The 23,614-nt window shown below is 58.5% G+C and carries 19 protein-coding genes; 11 read left to right on the top strand and 8 right to left on the bottom strand.

The annotated features are described in order from the left end of the window. Positions 1-30 precede the first annotated feature (30 nt). From AC5S27_RS09340 to AC5S27_RS09330, 3 genes are all read left to right on the top strand, one after another. Positions 31-2,496, top strand: coding sequence for an ATP-dependent Clp protease ATP-binding subunit (locus AC5S27_RS09340; RefSeq protein WP_493934297.1), 2,466 nt, complete (start codon positions 31-33; stop codon positions 2,494-2,496). 137 nt (positions 2,497-2,633) lie between these two features. Continuing rightward, entirely contained in the window at positions 2,634-3,392 is a 759-nt protein-coding gene (locus AC5S27_RS09335; protein WP_493934296.1) for a hypothetical protein, read from the top strand. A 178-nt stretch (positions 3,393-3,570) separates the two neighbouring features. Beyond that, positions 3,571-3,981, top strand: a complete 411-nt coding sequence (locus AC5S27_RS09330; RefSeq protein WP_493934295.1) for a nuclear transport factor 2 family protein — start codon at positions 3,571-3,573, stop codon at positions 3,979-3,981. An 84-nt stretch (positions 3,982-4,065) separates the two neighbouring features. On the opposite strand, the gene AC5S27_RS09325 is transcribed toward AC5S27_RS09330, so the two are convergent. After that, positions 4,066-4,428: a hypothetical protein gene (locus AC5S27_RS09325; protein WP_493934294.1), complete on the bottom strand. Its 363-nt coding sequence runs from the start codon at positions 4,426-4,428 to the stop codon at positions 4,066-4,068. 131 nt (positions 4,429-4,559) lie between these two features. On the opposite strand from AC5S27_RS09325, the gene AC5S27_RS09320 reads away from it, so the two are divergent. After that, on the top strand, positions 4,560-5,918 hold the full coding sequence (locus tag AC5S27_RS09320; RefSeq protein ID WP_493934293.1) for an aminotransferase family protein: 1,359 nt from the start codon (positions 4,560-4,562) through the stop codon (positions 5,916-5,918). 20 nt (positions 5,919-5,938) lie between these two features. Here the strand turns inward: AC5S27_RS09320 and AC5S27_RS09315 are convergent, their stop codons facing one another. Beyond that, the gene (locus AC5S27_RS09315; protein ID WP_493934292.1) at positions 5,939-7,360 is read right to left on the bottom strand and encodes an NCS1 family nucleobase:cation symporter-1; all 1,422 of its coding nucleotides are present in this window, start codon (positions 7,358-7,360) and stop codon (positions 5,939-5,941) included. A 168-nt stretch (positions 7,361-7,528) separates the two neighbouring features. Here AC5S27_RS09315 and AC5S27_RS09310 point away from each other — a divergent pair, with 168 nt between their 5' ends. Together AC5S27_RS09310 and AC5S27_RS09305 are read left to right on the top strand one after the other, a co-directional pair. Continuing rightward, positions 7,529-8,983 (top strand): amidohydrolase family protein, encoded by a 1,455-nt coding sequence (locus AC5S27_RS09310; protein WP_493934291.1) that lies wholly within the window; start codon positions 7,529-7,531, stop codon positions 8,981-8,983. 71 nt (positions 8,984-9,054) lie between these two features. After that, on the top strand, positions 9,055-10,122 hold the full coding sequence (locus tag AC5S27_RS09305; RefSeq protein ID WP_493934290.1) for a cobalamin-independent methionine synthase II family protein: 1,068 nt from the start codon (positions 9,055-9,057) through the stop codon (positions 10,120-10,122). Between the two features lie 23 nt (positions 10,123-10,145). Here AC5S27_RS09305 and AC5S27_RS09300 read toward each other — a convergent pair whose 3' ends face one another. Together AC5S27_RS09300 and AC5S27_RS09295 are read right to left on the bottom strand one after the other, a co-directional pair. After that, complete coding sequence (locus tag AC5S27_RS09300) at positions 10,146-10,433, bottom strand: type II toxin-antitoxin system ParD family antitoxin (RefSeq protein ID WP_493934289.1); 288 nt, start codon at positions 10,431-10,433, stop codon at positions 10,146-10,148. Continuing rightward, positions 10,423-10,902 (bottom strand): nucleoside deaminase, encoded by a 480-nt coding sequence (locus tag AC5S27_RS09295; protein WP_493934288.1) that lies wholly within the window; start codon positions 10,900-10,902, stop codon positions 10,423-10,425. Before AC5S27_RS09295 ends, AC5S27_RS09300 begins: the two co-directional genes overlap by 11 nt. Before the next feature lie 61 nt (positions 10,903-10,963). On the opposite strand from AC5S27_RS09295, the gene allB reads away from it, so the two are divergent. From allB to AC5S27_RS09275, 4 genes are read left to right on the top strand one after another with little or no spacing between them, the layout of a single operon-like run. Further along, a complete protein-coding gene (gene allB / locus AC5S27_RS09290) occupies positions 10,964-12,424 on the top strand; it encodes an allantoinase AllB (RefSeq protein WP_493934287.1) in 1,461 nt (486 codons plus the stop codon). Further along, on the top strand, positions 12,421-13,689 hold the full coding sequence (locus tag AC5S27_RS09285; RefSeq protein ID WP_493934286.1) for an allantoate amidohydrolase: 1,269 nt from the start codon (positions 12,421-12,423) through the stop codon (positions 13,687-13,689). Before allB ends, AC5S27_RS09285 begins: the two co-directional genes overlap by 4 nt. 47 nt (positions 13,690-13,736) lie before the next feature. After that, the gene (gene allE, locus AC5S27_RS09280) at positions 13,737-14,534 is read left to right on the top strand and encodes a (S)-ureidoglycine aminohydrolase (protein WP_493934285.1); all 798 of its coding nucleotides are present in this window, start codon (positions 13,737-13,739) and stop codon (positions 14,532-14,534) included. After that, on the top strand, positions 14,503-15,753 hold the full coding sequence (locus tag AC5S27_RS09275) for a M20 family metallo-hydrolase (protein WP_493934284.1): 1,251 nt from the start codon (positions 14,503-14,505) through the stop codon (positions 15,751-15,753). Before allE ends, AC5S27_RS09275 begins: the two co-directional genes overlap by 32 nt. 126 nt (positions 15,754-15,879) lie before the next feature. Here AC5S27_RS09275 and lon read toward each other — a convergent pair whose 3' ends face one another. The 3 genes from lon to AC5S27_RS09260 all read right to left on the bottom strand — a co-directional run bounded on the left by lon (position 15,880) and on the right by AC5S27_RS09260 (position 20,514). Next, positions 15,880-18,333: an endopeptidase La gene (lon, locus tag AC5S27_RS09270; protein WP_493934283.1), complete on the bottom strand. Its 2,454-nt coding sequence runs from the start codon at positions 18,331-18,333 to the stop codon at positions 15,880-15,882. Positions 18,334-18,720: 387 nt separating this feature from the next. After that, complete coding sequence (gene pheA / locus AC5S27_RS09265; protein ID WP_493934282.1) at positions 18,721-19,554, bottom strand: prephenate dehydratase; 834 nt, start codon at positions 19,552-19,554, stop codon at positions 18,721-18,723. Between the two features lie 93 nt (positions 19,555-19,647). Continuing rightward, on the bottom strand, positions 19,648-20,514 hold the full coding sequence (locus AC5S27_RS09260) for a UbiA-like polyprenyltransferase (protein ID WP_493934281.1): 867 nt from the start codon (positions 20,512-20,514) through the stop codon (positions 19,648-19,650). 77 nt (positions 20,515-20,591) lie between these two features. Here AC5S27_RS09260 and AC5S27_RS09255 point away from each other — a divergent pair, with 77 nt between their 5' ends. Continuing rightward, the gene (locus tag AC5S27_RS09255; protein ID WP_493934280.1) at positions 20,592-22,628 is read left to right on the top strand and encodes a PP2C family protein-serine/threonine phosphatase; all 2,037 of its coding nucleotides are present in this window, start codon (positions 20,592-20,594) and stop codon (positions 22,626-22,628) included. A gap of 9 nt (positions 22,629-22,637) precedes the next feature. On the opposite strand, the gene AC5S27_RS09250 is transcribed toward AC5S27_RS09255, so the two are convergent. Beyond that, the gene (locus AC5S27_RS09250; RefSeq protein WP_493934279.1) at positions 22,638-23,588 is read right to left on the bottom strand and encodes a polysaccharide deacetylase family protein; all 951 of its coding nucleotides are present in this window, start codon (positions 23,586-23,588) and stop codon (positions 22,638-22,640) included. Positions 23,589-23,614 lie beyond the last annotated feature (26 nt).

The raw sequence follows: 23,614 nt of genomic DNA, 5'->3' as shown, positions 1-23,614 counted from the left end.
CGCAGCCGATAGTCACAGAAAAGGAGCACCATGTTCGAACGCTATACGGAGAAGGCGCGACGCGTTATCTTCTTTGCACGGTATGAGGCCAGCCAGTTCGGTTCGCCTTATATCGAGACTGAACACCTGCTGCTTGGCCTGTTGCGTGAAGACAAGGCATTGACCAACCGGTTCCTGCGCTCGCATGCTTCGGTTGAGTCGATACGGAAGCAGATCGAGGCGCATACGACGATTCGGGAGAAGGTTTCGACTTCGGTCGATCTGCCGCTCTCGAATGAATGCAAGCGCGTGCTGGCCTATGCCGCGGAAGAGGCGGAGCGGCTGGGGCACAAGCATATTGGCACGGAGCATCTACTGCTTGGGCTGTTGCGCGAGGAGAAGTGCTTTGCCGCGGAGATTTTGCAGGAGCGAGGGCTGAAGCTGGCGGCGATTCGCGAGGAACTGGCGCGGGTGACGCAGGAGAAGGCTCCGACGCAGGCACGGCAGCGGGAGTCGAGCTTGCTGGCGGAGTTCAGCCGCGACTTGACGCAGTCTGCGATGGACAATCAGCTTGATCCGCTGGTGGGTCGCGATGGCGAGCTGGAGCGGGTGATCCAGATACTCTGCCGTCGCACGAAGAACAATCCTGTGCTGATTGGCGAGCCTGGTGTGGGCAAGACGGCCATTGTCGAAGGGCTGGCGCAGCGCATTGCTGATGGCGAAGTGCCGAGCTTCCTGGCGGACAAGCGGGTGCTGGCGCTGGATCTTTCGCTGATCGTGGCGGGCACGAAGTATCGCGGACAGTTTGAAGAGCGGCTGAAGACGATCATGAAGGAGCTGATGGAGAATCAGAACTCCATCGTGTTCATCGACGAGCTGCATACGCTGGTGGGTGCTGGTTCTGCTGAGGGTTCGCTCGACGCAGCCAACATCCTGAAGCCGGCTCTATCGCGTGGCGAGATTCAGTGCATTGGCGCTACGACGCCGGCGGAGTTCCGCAAGTCGATTGAGAAGGATCGTTCGCTGGAACGGCGCTTCCAGGCTGTGAAGGTGCCGCCGCCGAACGAGGTAGACGCGATTCGGATCATCATGGGCATCAAGGATCGCTATGAGAAATTTCATGCGGTGAGCTACACGGACGCTGCGATTGAGTTTGCTGTGTCGCATTCGAACCGGTATATTCCGGACCGGTTTCTGCCGGACAAGGCTATCGATCTGATCGATGAGGCGGGGGCTCGCGTGAAGCTGCGCCAGACTTCCCTGCCGGAAGAGATCACTGAGGTACAGAAGCGGATCAAGTTCATTGTGCATCGCATGGATTCTGCGATTGCCAATCATGAGTTTGAAAAGGCGCGGTTCTATTCGGATGAGGAGCGCAAGGAGCGCGAGAATCTTCGCACGCTGCGCGAGAAGTATCATCTGGATGATTCGGCTGCGGGGATTGTCGGGCGCGAGGACATTGAGGATGTGGTCAGCCGCTGGACTGGCGTGCCGATTACTTCGATCAAGGAAGAAGAGACGCAGAAGCTGTTGCGCGTGGAGGAAGAGCTGCACCGGCGTGTGATTTCGCAGGACAAGGCGATTTCGGCGCTGGCGCGGGCGATTCGCCGCTCGCGGGCTGGGCTGAAGTCTCCGGCGCGGCCGATTGGCAGCTTCCTGTTCCTGGGACCTACGGGTGTGGGCAAGACGGAGGTTGCGAGGACGCTGGCGCAGTTCCTGTTTGGCAGCGAGAAGGCGCTGATCCGCTTCGATATGTCGGAGTTTATGGAGAAGCACTCGGTGTCGAAGCTGATTGGTTCGCCTCCGGGTTATGTGGGCTACGAGGAAGGCGGTCAGCTGACGGAGCGCGTGAAGCGTTCGCCCTACTCTGTGGTGCTGCTGGACGAAGTGGAGAAGGCGCATCCGGATGTCTTCAACTTGCTCTTGCAAGTGTTTGAAGATGGGCAGTTGACGGATGGGCTGGGCAACACGGTTGACTTCAAGAACACGATCATCATCATGACGTCGAACATTGGCGCGCGGCACTTGCAGAAGAACAAGGGCCTCGGCTTCTCGAGCGATCGCGAAGACCTGGTGATGGAGAAGATTGAGGAACTGGTGAAGGGCGAGGTCAAGCGTACCTTTAATCCTGAGTTCCTGAATCGTATCGATGAAGTGATCCTGTTCCAGTCGCTGTCGGATGCCGATCTTATCCAGATTGTCGATCTGCTGGTGGCTCAGCTCAACGCGAATCTGGCGCAGAAGTCGATTACGATTTCTGTCGATGGGGATGCGAAGAAGTGGATTCTGGACAAGACGCTGGGCGACCGCAGTTACGGTGCACGACCGTTGCGCCGTGCTCTACAGCGCTACATCGAAGATCCGCTGTCGGAAGCGCTGATCGGTGGCAAGATTATGGACCGGCCTGCGTTCCTGGAGGTCTACATTCTCAACAATCAACTCTTCTATCGCTCGGTGTCCAATATGGCTACTGAGACGGAAGAGAAGACGGATGGGATTTTGCTTTACAGCGCTTAAAGTCTGGTCCGAACCAAATGAAGGCCCCGGCGATCATGCCGGGGCCATTTGTTTTGCCTAATTTCTGCCATTGTTCTTTTGGTTTGCCGTTAGAGTCATACACTATCGCGGGTTCGTAGTATTTTGGGAGTAAGCCCATGACTCGCATCGCAGCAATTTCTCTTGCAGCAGCCATTCTCCTTATCGCTCCGCTGTTTGCTCAACAATCTGAGCGCGGACCCGATGGAACCTCAAACACGACTGTGCCGGGCATCTCGATCTTGCCCATCAGCGGTCAACCGTTTTCCGGCGTCGACAACATCGAGTGGACGCGAACGACCTCTAACGGTTCCAGCATTACGAAGCATCTCAAGGCCACTCTGGCTCGCGACAGCCAGGGCCGCATCTACCGCGAGCATCATCGCTTTGTATCCGGCGACATCGACGAACACTCGCCCATCACTTATATCTCCATTTCCGATCCGGTCGCTCGTACGAAGATGACCTGCTACGCCCGCACCTTTGTTTGCAACCTCTCTGACTACGCGGCGCCACCCGTACCCGCACTGGCCGCCATCGGTTCGCTTGATTCCGGCGCACGGTTTCGGACACGCGAGAACCTGGGAGCAGACAGGGTCGAGGGCATGGACGTGAACCACATCCGTGAGATCACCACTACTCGACCCGGCGCTAACGGGAACGATCGCGAGCTTGTCGAGACTCGCGAATTTTGGTTCAACGAGAAGCTACAGACAAATCTCAAAATCCTTCGTGACGACCCTGTTGCCGGCAAACAAGTCGTTTACGTATCCGACTTGTCACTTGGTGATCCTAACCCGGCGCTCTTCCAGACCCCAATCGGCTTCTCGGTTCGTGACATCCGGAGCGCAGGTCGCCATGCCGCGATGCTAAAGTGACTGTCTCCGCGAACATGGCTACCGAGACGGAAGAGAAGACGGATGGGATTTTGCTATATAGCGCGTAGCAATCGGCTCCATTTCAGCAAAACTGCCTTGAACCCCACCTTGAATGCGTCGACGGCGCGTTCCAAGGTGGGGTATCTTTTTAGGAGGCTAAATCAGGAGGACACGGCTCGTGGGTTCGATTGAAGTTGTCCTGCAATTCATGGATCGAATCAACCAGCGAAATGCTGACAAACTCGCAGAGCTGGTTACGGAGGATCATCTTTTCGCCGACTCCCTGGGAAATTCAATCCGGGGCCGGGAGAAGATTCGCAATGCCTGGCGAGGCTATTACGCATTTTGTCCGGACTATTGGGTTTCGCACGACGAGATATTTTCAGATGGCGACAAGGTTGCCGTTTTCGGTTCAGCAGGCGGCACCATTGCAGCGGGCGGCAAGATGCCGGCTGAAAACAAATGGCGCACACCGGCAGCGTGGCTGGTGAAGGTAGACAAAGATCTGGTGCAGGAATGGCGCGTCTACGCTGACAACAAACCGATCTACGACATCATCGACAAAGCAGGAGGCTCAAACCTTCCTTGAGTCCAATCGCCATCGCAGGCTTTATACAAAACTCCCGTTTTCTTCATTTGTTCAATATTGGCTGGCATACGGGATATTTTCAGGCTACTGCACGCGAGTGTAGCGCCTGTGCTTTACCCATTCGATGCGTGCCAACTGCACTGCCCCTTTTTTGAAGGGCTCGACAGGACAAACAAGAAAGTCACCATACAGATAGACCATAGAGGCAGGGACGGCGTACTTCTCCTTGTCCGCATCTTTCACGCCAGCTTCTAACCAAGCGATAACCTTCTCGTCGGAAGATGGATCGGGTTCGTACTCATGATGTGTTCCGACGTGCCAGATGCGAAGCTGGCCATCTCCGCCATAGAAGTGAGCGCGACCGTGCATCACCATGCAGGGTTCGTCTGCTTTGGCCGGAAGCGTCATCACTATTGCCAAACCGACTAAGAGAAGTCGTCTGATCATAAATCGAAGTCTCGACTTGAAGCTCAAGAATGGTTTGTCTAACCTTTACAGCGAGTTGGACACTGTGTCCAGTTCAATTTTCTGAGTGCGGTGTTAGGATGTTTGGAACATTGAACGAGGAGAGTTGCGCTATGAGCGAGATTGCCGAGTTGGGAACGCTTACGTCGGAAGAAGTTGTCAGCATTACGCGGGCTAATAACTTTGGCACGTGGCGCATCCAGAAGACGTGGAAGCCGCTGCATGTAGTGGATGCTGAGGGGTGCTACTTCATCGATGCGGCGGGCAAGCGGTATCTTGATTTCTCTTCGCAGCTCATGTGCGTGAACCTTGGGCACAAGAATCCTCGGGTGATTGAGGCGATTGCGGACCAGGCGCGGGAGTTGCCTTATGTCGCACCGGGATATGCGACGACGGCGCGGGCGAAGCTGAGCCAGAAGCTGCTGGAAGTGTTGCCGGAGGGGCTGGAGAAGTTCTTCTTTGCTACTTCGGGGACGGAGGCGAATGAGGCCGCTTTCAAGATTGCGCGGATGTATACGGGCAAGACGAAGATCATCTCGCGGTATCGCAGCTATCATGGCTCGACTACTTCTTCGATCTCCTCGACGGGCGATCCGCGGCGCTGGGCGATGGAGCCTAGCGGCAAGGCTGCCGGGCATATCTTTGCGCCCGAGACGAACTGTTACAAGTGTCCCATCGGGCATACCTATCCGAGTTGCAATGTTGCCTGTGCGGACTACATCGAGCACATGATTCGCAATGAGAGCGATGTGGCTGCGGTGATTGTTGAGCCGATTGTTGGGACCAATGGTGTACTGGTGCCGCCGAAGGAATACATGCCTCGGCTGAAGGCTATCTGCGAGAAGTATGGCGTGCTGATGATTGCCGATGAAGTAATGACTGGTTGGGGGCGCACGGGCAAGTGGTTCTGCGTGGATAACTGGGGTGTGAAGCCGGACATTCTTGTGACTGCGAAGGGGATCACTTCGGCGTATGTGCCGCTAGGGCTTTGCGCTACGACGAAGGCGATTGCGGATTACTTTGAAGAGAACTACTTTGCGCATGGGCATACGTATGAGGCGCATCCGATGACGACCGGGCCGGCGGTGGCGACGATTGAAGAGATGCAGCGGCTGGGGCTTGTGGAGCGGGCTGCTTCGCTGGCGCCTTATGTCCAGGCAAAGTTGGAGGCACTGAAGGAGAAGCATCCTTCGGTCGGCGATGTGCGCGGGATGGGCCTTTTCTGGGCGGTTGAGTTAGTCAAGAATCGCGAGACGAAAGAGCCGTTCAACACCATGCGCGACAAGGTTGAGGGCAAGCCGCTGGTGGTGGATCAGATTGCTGCGAAGATGATGGGCATGGGCGTTGCGCAGCAGGCGTGGGTGAGCCACTTTGTGATTGCGCCGCCGCTGATTGTGAGCGAGGCTGAGCTGGACGAAGGTATCGGCGCGCTGGATGAGGCGCTATCGCTGGCGGATGCGCTGGTGGAGTAAGGACGGCGAACCGGTTGAAGTTAGTTAGCTTTAACCGGTTCGCTTATAGGAACCTTTGATAGATGCATGAGCAACGCATAGACTAAGCCCGCAACGAAGAATCCTACGAACCAGGCGTAGTCGTAGAGGAAGCTGAGGCTTTGGACCCAGACGCCTATGATAGCGACGGTGACTCCGGCGACGAGCGCGAGGATGGCTCGCGGGTTGATGCCTTTGGTGTAGTGGTAGATTCCTTCGCGGTGATAGAGCGAGTTGACGGATAGCTTAGTGTGGCGGATGAAGAAGTAGTCGCAGACCATGATGCCGGCTACGGGGCCTAACAGGCCGCTGTAGGCTACGAGCCAGCCGATGTATTTGTCGGGGGTAGCCATGAGCTTCCAGGGGCGGATGGCGAGGCCGAGGACTCCGGTGATCATGCCGCCGGTGCGGTAGCTGATGAGGCGTGGATAGAGGTTGGAAAAGTCGTTCGAGGGGCTGACTACGTTGGCGCCGATGTTGACGTTGAGGGTGGCTACCAGGATCGCGATCAATGCGACGAATGCTACGACGGGCTGATGGAAGAGGCCGAGGAGTTCGATGGGGTTCCAGATCGGCCGGCCGAAAAGGACAACCGACGCTGAGGTGACGCTGATGCCGACGAAGGTATAGAGCGTCATGGCGACGGGCAGGCCGAAGCCTTGGCCTACGATTTGTGCGCCCTGCGATTTGGAGTAGCGGGTAAAGTCGGGAATGTTGAGCGCGAGGGTGGCCCAGTAGCCGACCATGCCGGTGAGTGCGGGAAAGAAGACGGGGAGGAACTCGTGCCAGCTATGGAACTTGCTGGGCGAGGAGAGCATGGAACCAAAGCCTCCGGCTTTGACGCGCACGAAGATCAGCAGCGCGAGCGCCATGACGAACATGAAGGGTGCGCCGAAGCCCTGGAGGAAGCGGATGGATTCGACGCCGCGCCAGACTACGGCCATGTTGAGCAGCCAGAAGCCAATGAAGCAGGCTCCGATGGCCCAGTCCACGCTCGCGACCGAGGGCCAGAGGACGAGGATCATGGAGTGGATAGCGGTGCCGCCGATCCAGGTCTGGATGCCGAACCATCCGCAGGCTACGAGAGCGCGCAGCAGGGCGGGGATGTTGGCGCCGCGAACGCCGAAGGGCGCGCGGATGAAGACGGGGAATGGGATGCCGTATTTGGCGCCGGCGTGGGCATTGAGCAGCATCGGGATGAGCACGATGAGGTTGCCGAGAGCGACGGTGCCGACGGCCTGCTTCCAGTCCATGCCCTTGGCGATGAGGGAGGACGCGAGCTGGTAGGTAGTGATCTCCATGGACATGGAGAACCAGAGGGCGATGTAGTTGTAGGTGCCCCAGGTGCGCTGCGCAGGTGTTGTGGGCGCGAGGTCGTCGTTGATGAGCGAGGAATCGATCTTGCTGGATACTGCTGTGCTCAATGCTCCTCCGGGGGAAGTGCTGCGCAGGTGTAAAAGTGCAGGATGAGACTCTGAAAATATCGCAAAGCAGGGCGGACGGCAACGAAAATCATGCTTCGTCGCTGATCGCCGGACAGAGTGTCCAACGAAGTCGTTGCGTTGTTGGGCTATCCGCGATATGAAGGAGAGATGCGTAAAGTATTGCTCACCTGCTCTCTTCTCCTATGCTCTGTTGTGGCGATTCTCTTCCCTGTTCCAGATGCTCATGCTCAGGTCACAGCGCCTCCGCTGAAGGAGCGGCAGGCGCGGCTGATCATTCGGAATGCGAAGCTGTTCACGATGGCTTCGGGACAGAAAGAGCCTTTTACCGGGTACATCGTTGTGGACGCTATGGGGAAGATCTCCGGTATTGGATCGGGTGAGCCGCCTGCGGATGCCAAGGCTGCGCAGACGTGGGATGCGGGCGGGCACTGGATTGTTCCTGGTTTTCTTTCGGCGCACAGCCATCTTTGGCAGGCGGCGTTTCGCGGCATTGCGGCGGACAAGACGCTGCTGGCCTGGATTGATGGGCTGTACACGGGCAAGGCGCTTCATGCCAAGCCCGAGGATTTTTACTGGTTCACGCTGGATGGGGCGTTGGATCATCTGCAGCATGGCATCACGGGTGCTTATGACTTCACCTATGGTGGGTCGTCGCGTGGGAACTGCATGGGAATTGAGTGCGATAAGTGGAGTTACAAGGCGGACATCGATTCGGGGATTCGCTTTGTGTATGGGTATCAGCCGGACCGCATCAGCGCGACCGATACGCAGGAGATGGCGATGGCGCGGCTGCAGCAGTTCATGGACTGGCAGAAGGGGCAGCCGGAGTCGAGCCAGTTGCTAAGCGTGATGGTGAACGGGATGACTTCGTTTAATGACACGTATCAGCAGTCCGTGGCGGAGAAGGCGATGATGGACAAGTTCCATCTGGGGAACCAGAGCCACTTTCTGGAGCCGCCGGGGAATGTGCCTGCGGATCAGGCGAAGTTCAAGTGGTATGTGGATAGCGGGCTGCTGGGGACGAATGGGCTTTACTTCGGACACTTCATTCATACGAATGACGCGATTCTTGAGGCTACCGCGAAGGCGGGTGGAGGGATGAGTTGGAATCCGCTGTCCAATGGGCGGCTGGCTTCGGGGGTGGCGGATATACCGAAGTATCTGAAGATGGGTGTGCGCGTGGGCATGGGCGTGGATGGCGAGGCTAGCGCTGACCTTGCTGATCCGTTCGAGAATATGCGGACGGGGCTGTATGCGATTCGCGACAAGTATGAGGATGCGACGATTATGAGCCCCTACCAGGTGCTGTATCTGCATACGATGGGTTCGGCGGATGTGATGGGCGTGAAGAACAAGCTGGGTAGTTTGGAGACGGGTAAGTTTGCTGATTTTCTGGTGATTGATCCGACGCGGTTTGGGACGGTCTTCGATCCGTATGCGAGCCTGGTGCTGGTGGCGGCAGAGCGGGACATGGAGCGTGTTTACGTGGGCGGCGTGCTGAAGGTGGACCATGGCCGGATGCTTGGACAGGACATGGGGAAGGTGCAGGCGGAGACGAATGTGCGGTCCGCTGCGACGGCGAGAACTGCTGACAGCAAATAGCGCATCACTTTACCTGAAGTCATCCTTTTGATGGACGCATTGCTGCGTATGGGCTTGGTAGTCTCGGCTGCATGGCTATCCCCACTGAATCGATTGGCAGTATCCCTCGTCCTCCGCAACTGCTGGAAGCGCTTGGGCTGTTTCAATCCGGCAACCTGGCGGCTTCACAGTTGGACAGCGTTTACAAAGCTGCACTACAGGACACGATCACGCGGCTGGAACAGACTGGGTCGCCGGTGTTGACCGATGGCGAGCAGACCAAGCCGAGCTTCGCCACGTATCCGCTGAGCGGGTTGACCAATCTTGCTTCGGATGGGGCGGTCATTCCGTTTGCAGATGGACACCAGCGACAGTTGCCGCGGCTCGCGGCTGGGCCCTTCCGCTATGGCGTTCATGCGGGGAGCTATACTTCGGCGGCGAAAGCGCTCACGCATAAGCCGATCAAGCAAGCGGTGATCTCTGCCTCGGCGCTGAGTCTGCTCTATCCAGCCGATGGCGTTGCAGGATATTCGCGCGAGGAGTTTGTTGCCGATCTTTTGAACGAGGCTGAGGCTGACATTCGCGGCGCGCTGGATGCCGGGGCGGACAGCGTGCAGATTGACTTTACAGAGGGGCGGCTTTCGCTCAAGCTCGATCCTCCTGGCGGGCTGCTGCGTAGCTTCATTGCTCTGAACAACCAGGTGCTGGAGCGCTTCACTTCTGCGGAGCGGCCCAAAATCGGGGTCCACGTTTGCCCCGGTGGCGACCACGATTCGACGCACTCGGCGGATATCGACTATGCCGGGCTGCTGCCTGAGCTCTTCAAGATGAATGTGGGCCGCTTTTATCTGCAGATGGCCAGCGAGCCGGATCGTGGGCGCGTGCTGCAATTGGTGAGCGAACTGGCTGGGCCGCAGCATCACGTGTTTATCGGGGTGATTGACCCGATCTCGCGAGCGGTCGAGACGCCGGCGGAAGTTCGCGACCGGGTGCTGGAGGCGGCGAAGTATCTTCCGCTCGATCGGCTAGGAACAACGGATGATTGCGGGTTCTCGCCCTTTGCCGACGATGTCTCGACGGCGCGCGATGTGGCTTTTGGGAAGATTCAGGCACGGGTCGAGGGGACGGCGCTTGCCGCGCAGGCGCTGGGGGTTGGGTAAGATGGGCGGGGCAAGCCAGCGACTTATCGCTGTCGAGTTCCTGAACGCATCCTCTTGCTGGCTTCTTCCAATAGCTCGGGACTTACTTCCGCAGGATCACCGGAACCAAGAGCGCTGAGCAGCACTTGTTCGAGCTGCTGTTTTGCCTGGCGCTTTTGTTCGGCGCGGACCAGTTCCCGGAAGTACTCACTGGCGCTGGAGTAGCCGCCTATTTCTATCTGTGTTTCCACGAATTCCTGCATTGAGGCCGGCAGGGATATTTCCATCTTTGAGACCTCTAAGGTATTTGGCAGACCGTTTTCAGTAATCAACCTTGGTTGGCAGCGTTAGCCACGTCGCGAATGCTTCCCATGCTTCCTCGGGAAGCAACTGAACAGACGGGATGCTGCGTTCGGGGATCTGCTTGCTCACCTCTTCATAAAGGAACGCATCGTCGAAGCCGGCTTTCGCTGCCTGTTGCTGATCACAGCCAAAATAGACTGCGCCGAGGCGCGCCCAGTAGATGGCGGCGAGGCACATGGGGCAGGGTTCGCAGCTGGAGTAGATTTCGCAGCCGGCGAGCGTGAATGTGCCGAGCGCTGCGCAGGCCTTGCGGATGGCGTTGATTTCGCCGTGGGCGGTGGGGTCGTTGGTGGTGGTGACGGAGTTGGCGGCTTCTGCGATGACTTCGCCGTCGCGGACGATGAGCGCGGCGAATGGGCCACCGGTTCCGGCGAGGACGTTTTCGCGCGCGAGCAGGATGGCGCGTCGTAGATATTCAGGGTTGGGGTGTTGCGACATCAGTCCTCGGGCCTCCGATACACTTGAACTTCAGTGCTTGCACATCAGGATCAGGGACAGTATGGCACACACGGCAAATGAGAACTGGAAAACGACGCTGACCTGGGCCTTCCGCTCGACGCGTGTCGTTACTCCGGAGGGTTTGAGGGCGGCGACGGTCCTCGTCAAGGCGGGCCGCATCATCGAGGTTGCCGGGTGGGATGATGTTCCTGCTACGGCGCATCTTCGTGACTACGGCGACTATGTATTGATGCCCGGGCTGGTCGACACCCACGTTCATATGAATCAGGCTGGACCGGAAGGTGATCCGGCGCTGGCTGCGATTGCGGATCGCAGCGACTGGGAAGGGTTTGCGACGGCAACGAGAGCGGCAGCAGCTGGCGGGGTCACGACCGTGGTGGATATGCCGCTGAATTGCGTGCCGGAAACGATCTCGGTTGCGGCTCTGGAAGCAAAACGCGCGTCTGCTGCCGGGCAAGTCTGGGTGGACTGGATGACGTGGGGCGGCGTTGTTGGCAACGGTGGCGCTGGGGGAAATGAAGCCGAGATGCCGGGGATGATTGCAGCCGGAGTTCCCGGGTTCAAGTGCTTTCTGGTGCACTCGGGCATTGATGGATTCGATTGGGTGGACGAGGCGCAGTTGCGCAAGGCGCTTGCGGCACTGCGCGGGACTGGCCTTCCATTGCTGGCGCATGCCGAGGTTGCTGGCCCGGTGGACCGGGCGGCCGCTGCGATCCATGCAAATGAGGCTAGCGATTGGCGCATATACGGAACGTACCTTGCCTCGCGCCCTGATGAGGCTGAGTTGGAGGCGATCGAGATGCTGATCGGCCTTGCTACCCTTTTTGATACGCCAATTCACATTGTGCATTTAGCGACTGCCAAGGCGCTTCCGGCTCTGCGGAAGGCACGGGCCGCCGGGCTGAAGATTACCGTAGAGACATGCCCGCAGTATCTGTGGTTTGCCGCGAATGAGATTCCTGACGGCGCGACTGAGTACAAATGTGCACCGCCGATCCGCGATGGGGAGAACCGTGAAGCACTTTGGCAGGCGCTGCGGGAAGGCGTGATCGATATGATCGCAACCGACCACTCCCCTTGCCCGCCGGAGCTGAAGAACCGCGAATCCGGGCGCTTCGATCAGGCATGGGGCGGAATTGCCAGCCTTGGACTGGCGCTATCGGTTGTCTGGACCGGTTTACATCAACGCGGCGGCGGCTTGGAGTTGCTGGCCAAGTGGATGGCTTCGGAGCCGGCGCGGCTGGCGGGACTGACCGGACGAAAAGGCGCGCTGGCTACCGGGTACGACGCAGATATTGTCGTGCTGGAGCCTGATACCGAGTGGACTGTTGCCGAAGAGGATCTTCGTTTTCGACATAAGCTTTCGCCGTATCTGGGGGCGCGGCTCCGTGGGCGTGTGCTTGAAACCTACCTGCGCGGGGAGTGCATCTTCTGGGGGCGTGGCTCGGGCGGCATCGTGGATCCGGTCGCCCACGGACAGGAGCTGCGGCCGGCCGTATGAGCGAACCCGTTGAAGTGACAATTCGAAATGTTGCCGTGGAGTCCATTGCCGAGTGCCGCCTGCTGGCTACGATGAGCGAGGAAGCGGGCAAGACGACGCGGCGTTTTCTTACTCGCCCGGTGGCCGATGTGCATCAGCACCTGCGCGGGCGCATGGTGGCTCTCGGGATGAGCGTTCAGACGGATGCAGCCGGGAATCTCCGAGGTCTATGGCGCCCGGCCGGGGTTCTGACGAAACGGCTGCTCATCGGGTCTCATATTGATACAGTGCCGGACGCAGGGGCTTTCGACGGTGTACTCGGGGTTGTTCTGGCGCTGACGCTGGTGGAGCAGGCTCAGGCGGATGGGATTCCGCTGGCCATCGAGGTCGTCGCCTTTTCTGAAGAAGAGGGAGTCCGGTTTGGGGTTCCATTCCTCGGAAGCCGGGCTGTTGCTGGGCGGTTTGATCCAGCGCTGCTTGAGCTGTCCGATTCCGATGGGGTCTCGCTTGGGCAGGCTATTGGGGATTTTGGTTTGGATCCTGGGGAGATCGATCAGGCGCTGGTTGGCGATGACGCTATCGGTTTCTTTGAAATTCACATCGAGCAGGGGCCGGTGCTTGAGGCGGAACGTCTTTCGCTGGCAGCGGTGACCGCCATCGTTGGGCAGACACGGTGCGAGCTGAGATTTACCGGCCAGGCAAATCATGCCGGTACGACACCGATGCACCTTCGCCAGGACGCTCTGGCTGCGGCCTCGGAATGGATTACCGCGGCGGAGACTTTCGCGCGCAAGCATGTATCGGCGAGCGATGAGTCGGGCCTGGTGGCTACTGTGGGGAAATTGCGCGTCGAACCGAATGCGGGAAATGTGATTCCGGGAAGCGTGGTGCTCAGCCTGGATGTGCGCGATGCGAGCGACGGCGAACGGCAGAGTGCTGTGACGGCTTTGCTTGATGACGCGATGCGGATTGCGCAGCGGCGCGGCGTACAGTGCGAATGGTCTCAGCAGATGTCCCAGCCTGCGGTGCCGATGGACGAACAGCTCACGGCGCTACTTGCCGAGTCACTGGAGGCGGCAGGTTTTCCCTCCAGGCGGATGCCGTCCGGTGCGGGTCACGATGCAATGGTGATGGCCACACGCATACCCACGGCGATGCTCTTTCTCCGCTCCCTGGGCGGCATTAGCCACCACCCGGCAGAGGATGTGCTTGAAGAAGATGTGCGGAATGCCCTATCGACGGCCCGAATCTTCCTGCGTCGATTGGCGTCGTACTACTCACATTAGATTCCTTTCATTCAATGACTTACGTGGATTTATGAAAGAGGTACTTGATGCTTTATCAGCTTGGGGAGTCGCGCAGCAGCCTCAAATCCGATCATTTGCTGCAAACGCCTGACACCTTTATCCGGACTCCGCTGCCGAACGCCAGCAAGGTTGATTTCATCATTCATTGTGGGTCGCGTATTAGGGCGAAGTTCGCGCAAATGACTGCTGAGTTTGCTGCTGGTGGAAGGATTTGGGCTAGTGAGCGTGGGATCCAACGGTTTTTATACGTCCTTGAGGGCTCCCTTAGCGTTACTCTCCATGATGATTCGAGTCAGAAATATACACTTGTCGCGGGCGGACATATCTATATTCCGGCTGGGAAACTGCACTCGATCGATGCTCCGGCCGCTGCCAAGGCGGTTGTGATCGAAAAGGTGTATCAGCACCACGTCGGAACAGTTGTCGGCGAACCTGAAGTGGTAGTCGGGAACGAATCGGATGCCGTCTCCGAGCCGCTTGGCGGCGATCCTGATCTGCAGGTGCGGCGATTGATGCCGGACGGGCCGTTATGGGATTTTGCTGTGAATACAATGACTTACGCCCCTGGAGCTACACTGGCACAGACGGAAATCCATGTGATGGAACACGGGCTGCTGATGCTTGAGGGCGGCGGCATCTATAAGCTGGGCGACTATTGGTATCCGGTTACGGCCGGGGATTTTATCTGGATGGGGCCGTATTGTCCGCAGTGGTTTGGTGCGCTGGGTAAGACGCCTGCGAAATATCTGATTTATAAAGACTGGTACCGCCATCCCCTGGAAGTGAGCCACCATGACCTTCGGCCGTTCGCTGGAAATCGATAGCAAGCTGTTGACGGAAGAGCTGGCAGAGCTGGCTCGGATATCTGAAGTGGAACCGCCGGTTGTGACTCGTATCGTATTCAGTGAGGGTGACTTACGGGCGCGGGAATATGTGAAGCGACTTGCTCATGATGCGAGTCTTGCGGTGCATGAGGATGCTGTCGGTAACACCTTTCTTCGATGGGTTGGGAATGAGCCCGAACTGCCGGCGGTGGCGACGGGCTCACATATTGATGCGATTCCGAATGCTGGGGCCTACGACGGGACGGTTGGCGTGCTGGGCGGGCTGGAGGCGATTCGGGCTCTGCAGCGGGCGGGCTTTCAGCCGCGCAGGTCGATCGAGTTAGTTCTCTTTACATCGGAGGAGCCGACGCGCTTTGGCATCGGTTGCCTCGGCAGCCGGATGATGGGTGGGGTGCTGTCGCCTGAGCAGGCGCTTGCGCTGCGGGACAAGCAGGGTCAAGGGCTGGACGAACTTCGAACGGCGGCGGGATTTTCTGGCGATCTGGCTTCTGTAGCCCTGCCGCAGGGGCATTACCACGCTTTTGTCGAGCTTCACATCGAGCAGGGTCCGCTGCTTGAGCGGGACGGAATCGATCTCGGCGTTGTGACTCATATTGCTGCACCGGCTTCGCTCCGGGTGTTGATTGAGGGTGAGGGCGGTCACGCCGGGGCGATGTTGATGCCGGATCGGCATGATGCGCTGGCGGCGGCGGCGGAGTTGATTCTGGCGCTGGAGCTTGCGGCGAAAACTTCCGGCGCGGTGGATACTGTCGCTACTGTGGGGGTATGCGAGGTTTTTCCTGGAGCCGTGAATTCCGTGCCGTCGCGGGTGCGGCTGGAGACCGATGTTCGCGACACGGATGGAGAGCGGCGAAATCTGGTGCTACGGAAGCTGAAGGAGGCGGCGGCTGAGGTAGCGGAACGGCGCGGAGTAAAGATCAGCTTCGAAACTGTGAATGCTGATCCGCCGGCGGCTTGCGATTCTTCGATTCTGGCGGCTATTCATGACGCTGTTGCCGCTTCTGGATTGAGCAGCCAGACGATGGTCAGCAGGGCTTACCACGATTCGCTTTTCGTAGCTCGATTTGCTCCGGTTGCGATGATTTTTACGCCATGCCGGGGTGGAGTAAGCCATAGGCCTGACGAGTATGCTTCGCCTGAGCGGGTGGCGAACGGGGTTGAAGTGCTGGCCAGAACGATGGCACTGCTGGCAAGCTAACGCATTTAGGCAGGCAAACAAATATCGATACATCAATACTTTAACCTGCAATAGCTCATGTAATATATCCTAAAAACAGGCCGCCTCCGAATGAATCGGAGGCGGTCTGTCTTCCGGGGGAGGAACTTAGGCGACGGATCCGAGCGCGATTCCGACGCTGGCTTCGGCGTCCTGTGGACGAGCGTGGAGGAGTGGCAGAGCTGCTGCCAGAACCTCCTCGACGCGGCTGGCGTAGTGGATGGTGACGCCCTCGGTCTGGGCGGGGGTCAGATCCTCTTCGACATCCTGGCGGTTTTCGGCTGGCAGAATGACGTGTTTGACTCCGGCGCGACGGGCAGCGAGGAACTTCTCCTTGATGCCGCCAACGGGGAGAACATTACCACTGAGCGTCACTTCGCCGGTCATCGCGGTGAACGGACGGACAGGGGTGTTGGTCATGAGCGAAACCAGCGTTGTCACCATGGTCACGCCTGCGGACGGTCCATCCTTGGGGATGGCGCCTGCCGGGACGTGGATGTGTAGATCGACCTGCGAGTTGAAGTCCTCTTCGAGACCGACGCTGGCCGCGTTGGACCGAACCCAGGTAAGCGCGGCCTGCATGGATTCCTGCATGACTTCGCCGATCTGTCCGGTGACGGTGAAGCCGCCCTTGCCCTTCATCTTGTTGGCTTCGATGAAGAGAACGTCTCCACCAGCGGGAGTCCAGGCGAGTCCTACTGCCACGCCGGCGCGGCGCGTCCGCTCGAAAACTTCCATGTCGACGCGAACCTTGATACCGCCGAGGAACTCCTGCAGCAGGTCTCTATCGATAACCAGCTTGGCAAAGTCAGGCGTGCCGTCCGCCTTTTTGGGAGCTTCCACGTACTTGCGGGCCACCTTGCGGCAGACCGTCCCGAGCACCTGCTCCATCCGGCGTACGCCAGCTTCACGGGTGTAGTGGCGAACGAGATGGCGCACTGCGTCTTCGGGGAACTCGATCAGTTCCTTGGGGATGCCGTTGGCCTCGATCTGCCGCGGAATCAAATAGGTGTACGCGATCTTGACCTTTTCCTCCTCGGTATAGCCCTGGAGCGAGATGATCTCCATGCGGTCGAGCAGCGGCTCGGGGATGGGGTCGAGCATGTTCGCGGTGCAGATAAAGAGCACCTTGGAGAGGTCGAACGGCACATCCAGATAGTTGTCGCGGAAGGTTGAGTTCTGCTCTGGATCGAGAGTTTCGAGCAGGGCCGCAGCCGGGTCGCCACGGAAGTCGCGACCAAGCTTGTCTAGCTCGTCGAGCATGATGACCGGGTCATTGGTGTCGGCGCGGCGGATCGACTGCATGATCTGGCCGGGCAGAGCGCCAATATAGGTGCGGCGATGGCCACGAATTTCCGCTTCGTCGTGCATGCCGCCGAGGGAGATGCGCTGGAACTTGCGGCCGAGCGCCTTGGCGATGGAGCGGCCAAGCGAGGTTTTGCCCACGCCGGGAGGTCCGACGAAGCAGAGAATCGGTCCCTTCATGTCGGGCTTCAGCTCGAGCACGCTGAGATAGTCGAGAATGCGATCTTTGACCTTCTTGAGGCCATAATGATCGTCGGCGAGGATCTCCTGCGCTTTGCCGATGTCGACTTTTTCGCCCGAGCTGCGCGCCCAGGGGAGCGCGGCGAGCCATTCGACATAATTGCGGACCAGCGAGGAGTCAGAAGCCATGGGGGACATGCGCGAGAGGCGGTTCAGCTCCTTGAGAGCTTCCTTCTTGACGTCTTCGGGCATTCCGGCGGCTTCGATCTTTTCGCGCAACTCTTCGATATCTCGTTGTCCTTCATCGACTTCGCCGAGTTCCTTTTGAATTGCCTTGAGCTGTTCGCGCAGGTAGTAGTCGCGTTGCGACTGCTGGACCTGGTCCTGGACTTCGGTCTGGATCTTGTTACGGAGCTGCTGGACTTCGATCTCTTTGGCGAGGCACTGGTTCACCTTTTCGAGGCGCGCGGCAACGTCGGAGAGTTCGAGCAACTCCTGCTTATCGGTCGTGGTGAGAAACGGCAGGGATGAGGCGATAAAGTCGGCGAGACGGCTCGGCTCATGAATGTTGGCCGCAATCGTCTGCAGCTCGTCCGAGAGGGTTGGCGAGGCGGAGACGATCTGCTGGAACTGGAAGATGACGTTGCGCTGCAGAGCCTCGAGCGCTGCGGCATCGGCACTTTCCTTGTCCGATATCGTTTCGTACTCGGCCATCAGATATGGCTCGGTCTGGCTGAAGCGACTCAGCTTGATACGTTCCGTGCCTTCAGTGAAGACGAACCGGCTCTGATTCGGCATCTTGACGACCTTGTGAACGGTCGCGAGCGTGCCGTATTCGTAGAGCTCGTGAGGCTGTGGGGAATCCTGACGGGCATCACGCTGGGCTACAACGATGATTGTGCGCTGGTCGCCGAGCGACTCAATCAACTGGATCGAGCTCTCGCGACCTACCGTCAATGGCAAAACAGCATGGGGAAACAGGACTGTGTCGCGTACCGGGAGAACGGGCAAGGCTCGGGTGGATGCAGGAGACTGGGGAGTCTGAGCGGCTTTCTGGTCTTGCGATGAACTAAACATGAGCATCCTCGTATCAACTTTCCTTATTAGACACCGTACAACCCTGAAAGTTTCAAAAAGGGATCGCGGTCTCTATCCCCCAATGCAAAGGTCCACGCACAGAGTTACGTATGGGAAGCGACCTCCTGTTCCCGGATTTGACCATGGAAGCTCTGCAACTTCTGACGCACGACGTGTCCCGCCACGCCGTGCCTGCATGAGTTCTCTAGCGATTCGGGCGAAATGCTATAGCGGTTTGATCGGCAGGCGGGGCGCCAAACTTTAGGCTAAGGCGCAAACAAATTTCGATAAATGATTGATTTTATTGACGATATTCTTACAAACGGATGATTACCCGCGTGCTTTGCATTCTCTAATGAGGAATCAATTTTGACGGCGTGGGAGAGACTACCGGACCGCTTCCCGGTAGCGTCCGAGTTCTTTGACCATGGAGCAATGCTGCTGTAGGGCCTGAATGGCGCGGGTAGCGTCCTCCGAGGAGTGAAGCTGGCAATCGACGTAAAAGACGTACTCCCAGGGGCGTCCGTGGACGGGGCGGGACTCAATCTTGGTGAGGTTAGTTCCCTCTTTGGCGAGTTCAGAGAGGGCGGCGACGAGGGTTCCTACCCGGTTTTCCACAGTGAAGGCCAGGCTCAGCTTGTTGGCGGCCGGATCGGGCTGAGCGTCGGCGGAGCGGGTGATGTAGAAGAAGCGGGTGAAGTTCTCAGGGTTGTCCTCAATGCCTGCAACCAGAATCTGGGCACCGTAGTAGCGGGCGGCTTCTTCGCTGGCAATGGCTCCGGCGTGGCGGTCACGGAGTTCGACTAGCTGCTTGACGCTGCCCGCAGTGTCGTAGAAGGCGAAGGATTCCATCTTGGGGTGCTCGGCGAGGAAGCGGCGGCACTGGGCGAGAGCGACGGGATGGGAGAAGACGCGGTCGATCTGGTTGAGTTGCGCGCCGGAGATGGCGATGAGGTTGTGGCGAATGCGGAGCAGGGTTTCGCGCACGATCGTCACGTCGTGGGTGAGCATGAGGTCGAAGTGCTCGGTAACGGAGCCTGCGAGGGAGTTCTCGATGGGGATGACGGCGACGTCGACTTCCCCGCGGGTGAGGGCGGCGAAGACCTCGGCCGAGAGGGAGAAGGGGACGATGCGGGCGGCATCGCCTGCGTTGGCGGCAAACTTGGTGGCAGCCTCATGGCTGAACGAGCCAGGTTCCCCCTGGATGGCGATCTTGATCAAAATGCGCTCCTGCGCGACAGAAAGAACGTGTATCCGAAAAATACCATAGGTGCCGCTGATCTCAGCTTGCGTCCGCCGGAAGGTGGGAGTTGCTTAATGGGCAAGCCACAGATCAGCTGCGACGAAGACAAGGAAGACCATGCCGATGATTCCGTTCATGGTGAAGAAGGCGGCATTGAGTTTGCGCAGGTCGCGCGGGGAGACGAGGAGGTGCTCGTAGAGGAGTAAGAGCGCTACCGTCGCGACGCCGACTTTGCCGGCGATGCCGAAGTTAAAGAGGACTGAGAACCAGGCGAGCAGGAGTACTACCGCGAAATGCAGGATGCGGGCGATCCAGAAAGCTGCTTCCAGACCGAGCGCCTGGGGGATGCTGAAGAGGCCTGCAGTGCGGTCGTGGTCCATGTCCTGGCACGCGTAGAGGATGTCGAAACCGGCGACCCAGCAGGTGACGACGGCGGTGAGGATGGTGATGCGCCAGTCGAGCGAGCCGCGGACGGCGATCCATGCGGCGGATGGTGCGATGCCGAGAGCGAGGCCGAGGACGATGTGGGTCCAGCGCGTAATGCGCTTCATATAGGAGTAGCCGAGGAGGACGAGTAAGGCAACTGGGGCCAGCTCCAGCGTGAGGCGATTAAGCCGCCACGCAGCCAGCAGAAAGACTGCGACCATGATGAGTGTGAAGGCGAGGACGAAGGCGCGGGTGAGCTGCCCGGCGGGGATGGCGCGTGTGCGGGTGCGAGGGTTGGCTGCGTCGAGGGCGGCGTCTGCCCAGCGATTGAAGGCCATGGCAGCCGAGCGCGCGGAGACCATGCAGACGAGTATCCAGCCGAGTGTTGTCCACGCGGGAAGTCCGTGCGCGGCGAGCAGTGCCCCGGTAAGCGCGAAGGGCAGCGCGAAGACCGAGTGCTCCCACTTGATCATTTCGAGGGTTGTTTTTGTCTTGGTCCAGAGTGCTGCCATTGTTCTAGTTCCCCACTCTTCAGTGTACTGGAGAGGTACAGGATGGTAGGTTGGAACGGAAAGCAGTTGGAGGCTCATTGAAAAACCTGTCGCGAGCGATCCAGCGCTGCCAAGGGCAATCCCGGTTTTGGCTATTCCTCGTCGCGGCCGTGGTGATGGTGTCGGCTCTTGGGCACGAGCTACGGGCGCAAGAGCGGGCTGGCGCTGTCGATGCAACGCATCTGGAGCGGCCGGTTGAGTTGAATGGCATCTGGATGTTCAAAGCGGAAGAGGGGCCTGCAGACGCGCCAACAGATATGCGATCTGGCGCGCTGGCCTATTCCGCAGCTGGATTTGACGATTCGCAATGGAGAGCGCTCGATCTCAGCGAGTCTCTGCACACGATCTTCCCCGCAAATCACCCTCGGGTCGCGTGGTACCGAAGACGTATCCAAGTGGATCCATCCCAGACCGGCCTCGGCCTGCGGGCTGGCACGATCGCTCGTGCGTTTGAAGTGTATGTCAATGGTGAACGCCTCATCACCTCTTGCCGAGTGATGCCTTTGGTCTCGTGTACTTATGATGCGCAACTGTTGGCGCGTATTCCTGACCGGATGGTTGCCACGGGCTCGCTGGTCGTCGCAGTGCGATTGGCCATTACCGATCAGGATTGGGTGAACCAGTTTCCCGGCCTTTCCCCTGGGAACCTCATGCTTGGGCAGGCGGACACGATGCAGAGGGAGTTCTGGCTGGACGTGATCGGCCAAAATCTTTTCCACTTGCTGGATAGCAGCCTCATCATTGGGCTGGGTTTTGTGGCTCTGGTTCTTTTTGTGGCCCAGCCCCGCCAGTACGAGTATCTCTGGATATTCGGTCTGGGAATGATGCGGTTGGCTGAACTTCCGGTCCAAGTCATCACCTTGTTCGACAACATTCCACTGGGGTGGAGATACTTTTCGGTTTCTTTCTCTATCGCGTCACCGATTCTCTGGGTTGGGATGTACTTTGCCTTCGTCAACGTGAGGATCGGCTGGAAGCTACGAGTCATTCTTGGGGCAGCCGGCCTACTGAATGCCTACAGCCAGCTTGCGAACCAAGCCCTTGTCCCACACCTGCCGGGCAGCTACGGATTGCTGACGAATCTTCCATTCGTCGTGATGCTGGCGATTGTGATTCCAACCGTTTTGATTGTGCATTGGCGCCGCGGTAACCGGGAAGCTGGGATTCTCGTGATTCCCACGGTGCTGTTCAGTCTTTACATTTACGCGAACTACTTCCTCGTGCTGCTACAGCAGGTGCCCGCGTGGACTCGATTCGCCCGTCAGGGGCTAGTGCTGATCCAGAATTTTCCTGCTGGACCCTTCCTGATCTCACTCGATAACGTGTCCGGAATCGCGTCTACGCTTAACCTGGCCATCATCATGGTTCTGCGTGCGACGCGGACGAGCCGGCAGCAGGCTCAGCTTGAAAGCGAACTGGAAGCTGCGCGCGAAGTGCAGCTGGTGATGCTTCCGGAGCAGGGCGATGCGATTCCTGGATTTGAGATTGAGAGTGCGTACTTGCCGGCGCAGCAGGTGGGTGGTGACTTCTTTCAGGTGATACCGACGAACGATGGCGGTGTGCTGCTGGTGATTGGAGACGTTGCCGGCAAAGGACTGCCGGCGGCGATGATGGTGTCCGTACTGGTGGGTGCAACGCGCACTGCTGCGGCCTACAGCAATGACCCTAGTGAGATTATGGCGCAGCTCAACGAGCGTCTAGTTGGGCGCTCGCGGGGCGGATTTTCGACTGCGCTTGCGGTTCACATCACCGCAGATGGCGTGGTAACTCTAGCCAACGCCGGGCATCTTTCACCGTATCTGGATGGGGGTGAGGTTGAGTCACCGGGCGCGCTGCCGCTGGGCATCCTTGACGTGGCTCAGTATCCCAGTACGCAGTTCTGGCTCGCTCCTGGGAGCAGGCTTACGTTTTACACCGATGGCGTGGTGGAAGCGCAGGATACGCGGGGCCGCTTGCTTGGTTTCGATCAAGGACAGCGGATGTCGACGCGTCCTGCGGCGGAGATTGTTGAGACGGCCAGGCTGTTTGGACAATCGGACGATATCACCGTGGTGGCTATTACGCGGACCGTCTAGTTACTCAATTTATTTCTTGCCGTACTCTTCGATCCACTTAGGAGGCTCCGGCTCGTTGTTTCCTTTGACGGATATGTTGCGTTCGCGCGCCCAGCGGTAGCCCCACATTGGGCCGAACCTGGTGATGTCTGTCTCAGGTGCCTGGTAGACCGGGTCCACCTCTGCCTGCGCCAGCGTGACGAAACGATAGCCGCGCTTCTCAAACAGTGCAAGCAAATCGTCGATTACATCTGCATTCAGAGGGTTGTCATGGATCAACATGATATGCGGCGGATCATATCCGAGGACCTGTCTGTTCAGCGCTGTGTAGTAGTCGATCTCCGCCGCAGCATAGGCGAGGAAAGCATTGCGTACCTTTGCTGCTGTTGCTTCGTCGTGATGGGCATGCGCACGAAAGTAGGTGGCGTTGAAGAGCCAGTCTTCGTCGTCGATGGTGCATGGGGCAGTCTTGTATCCGCGATCTTTGAGAAAGGTCGCAACTGCGTCGTGTTTCTCCTTCGTATCTCCGGTGTTGTTGAAGGGAAAGCGGAAGAACCTTGCATCGTGTCCGGCCGCTTTCATCAATGGCATAAAGGTCTTTTCGCCGCGAACAATCTCGTCTTCGAATTGGGCTACCGTGAGGTCGTTGAAGCTTGGGTGTGAGTATGTGTGGTTGCCGAGATCGAAGCCGCGTTGTGTCCATTCGCGCAGAATCTTCGTTCCGGCAGGAGCACCCAATGATTCGACTCCTGATTCATTGACGAGTCCTACTACCGGCACGTGATGGCGTGCGAAGCCCATCAGAAGCTTATGATTCGAAGCTGCAGCCCACTTTGCATCCGCAGGTGAAAGCGGCTTGGTGTTGTCGCCGGATACGAATGGCAGATCGTCAATGGTTATCGCAACCGTTCTGGTTTGCCCGTGCAGCACGACTGAAACAGTGACTAGCGCGATGACAGCAAATATTCGTTTCAAACTCATCGGAACATGATACCTAGCAGTGGCTG

The organism is Acidicapsa borealis, assembly GCF_059115245.1.
Note: the sequence above shows the minus strand (reverse complement) of the source record. Positions and strands in the feature narration are given on the sequence as shown.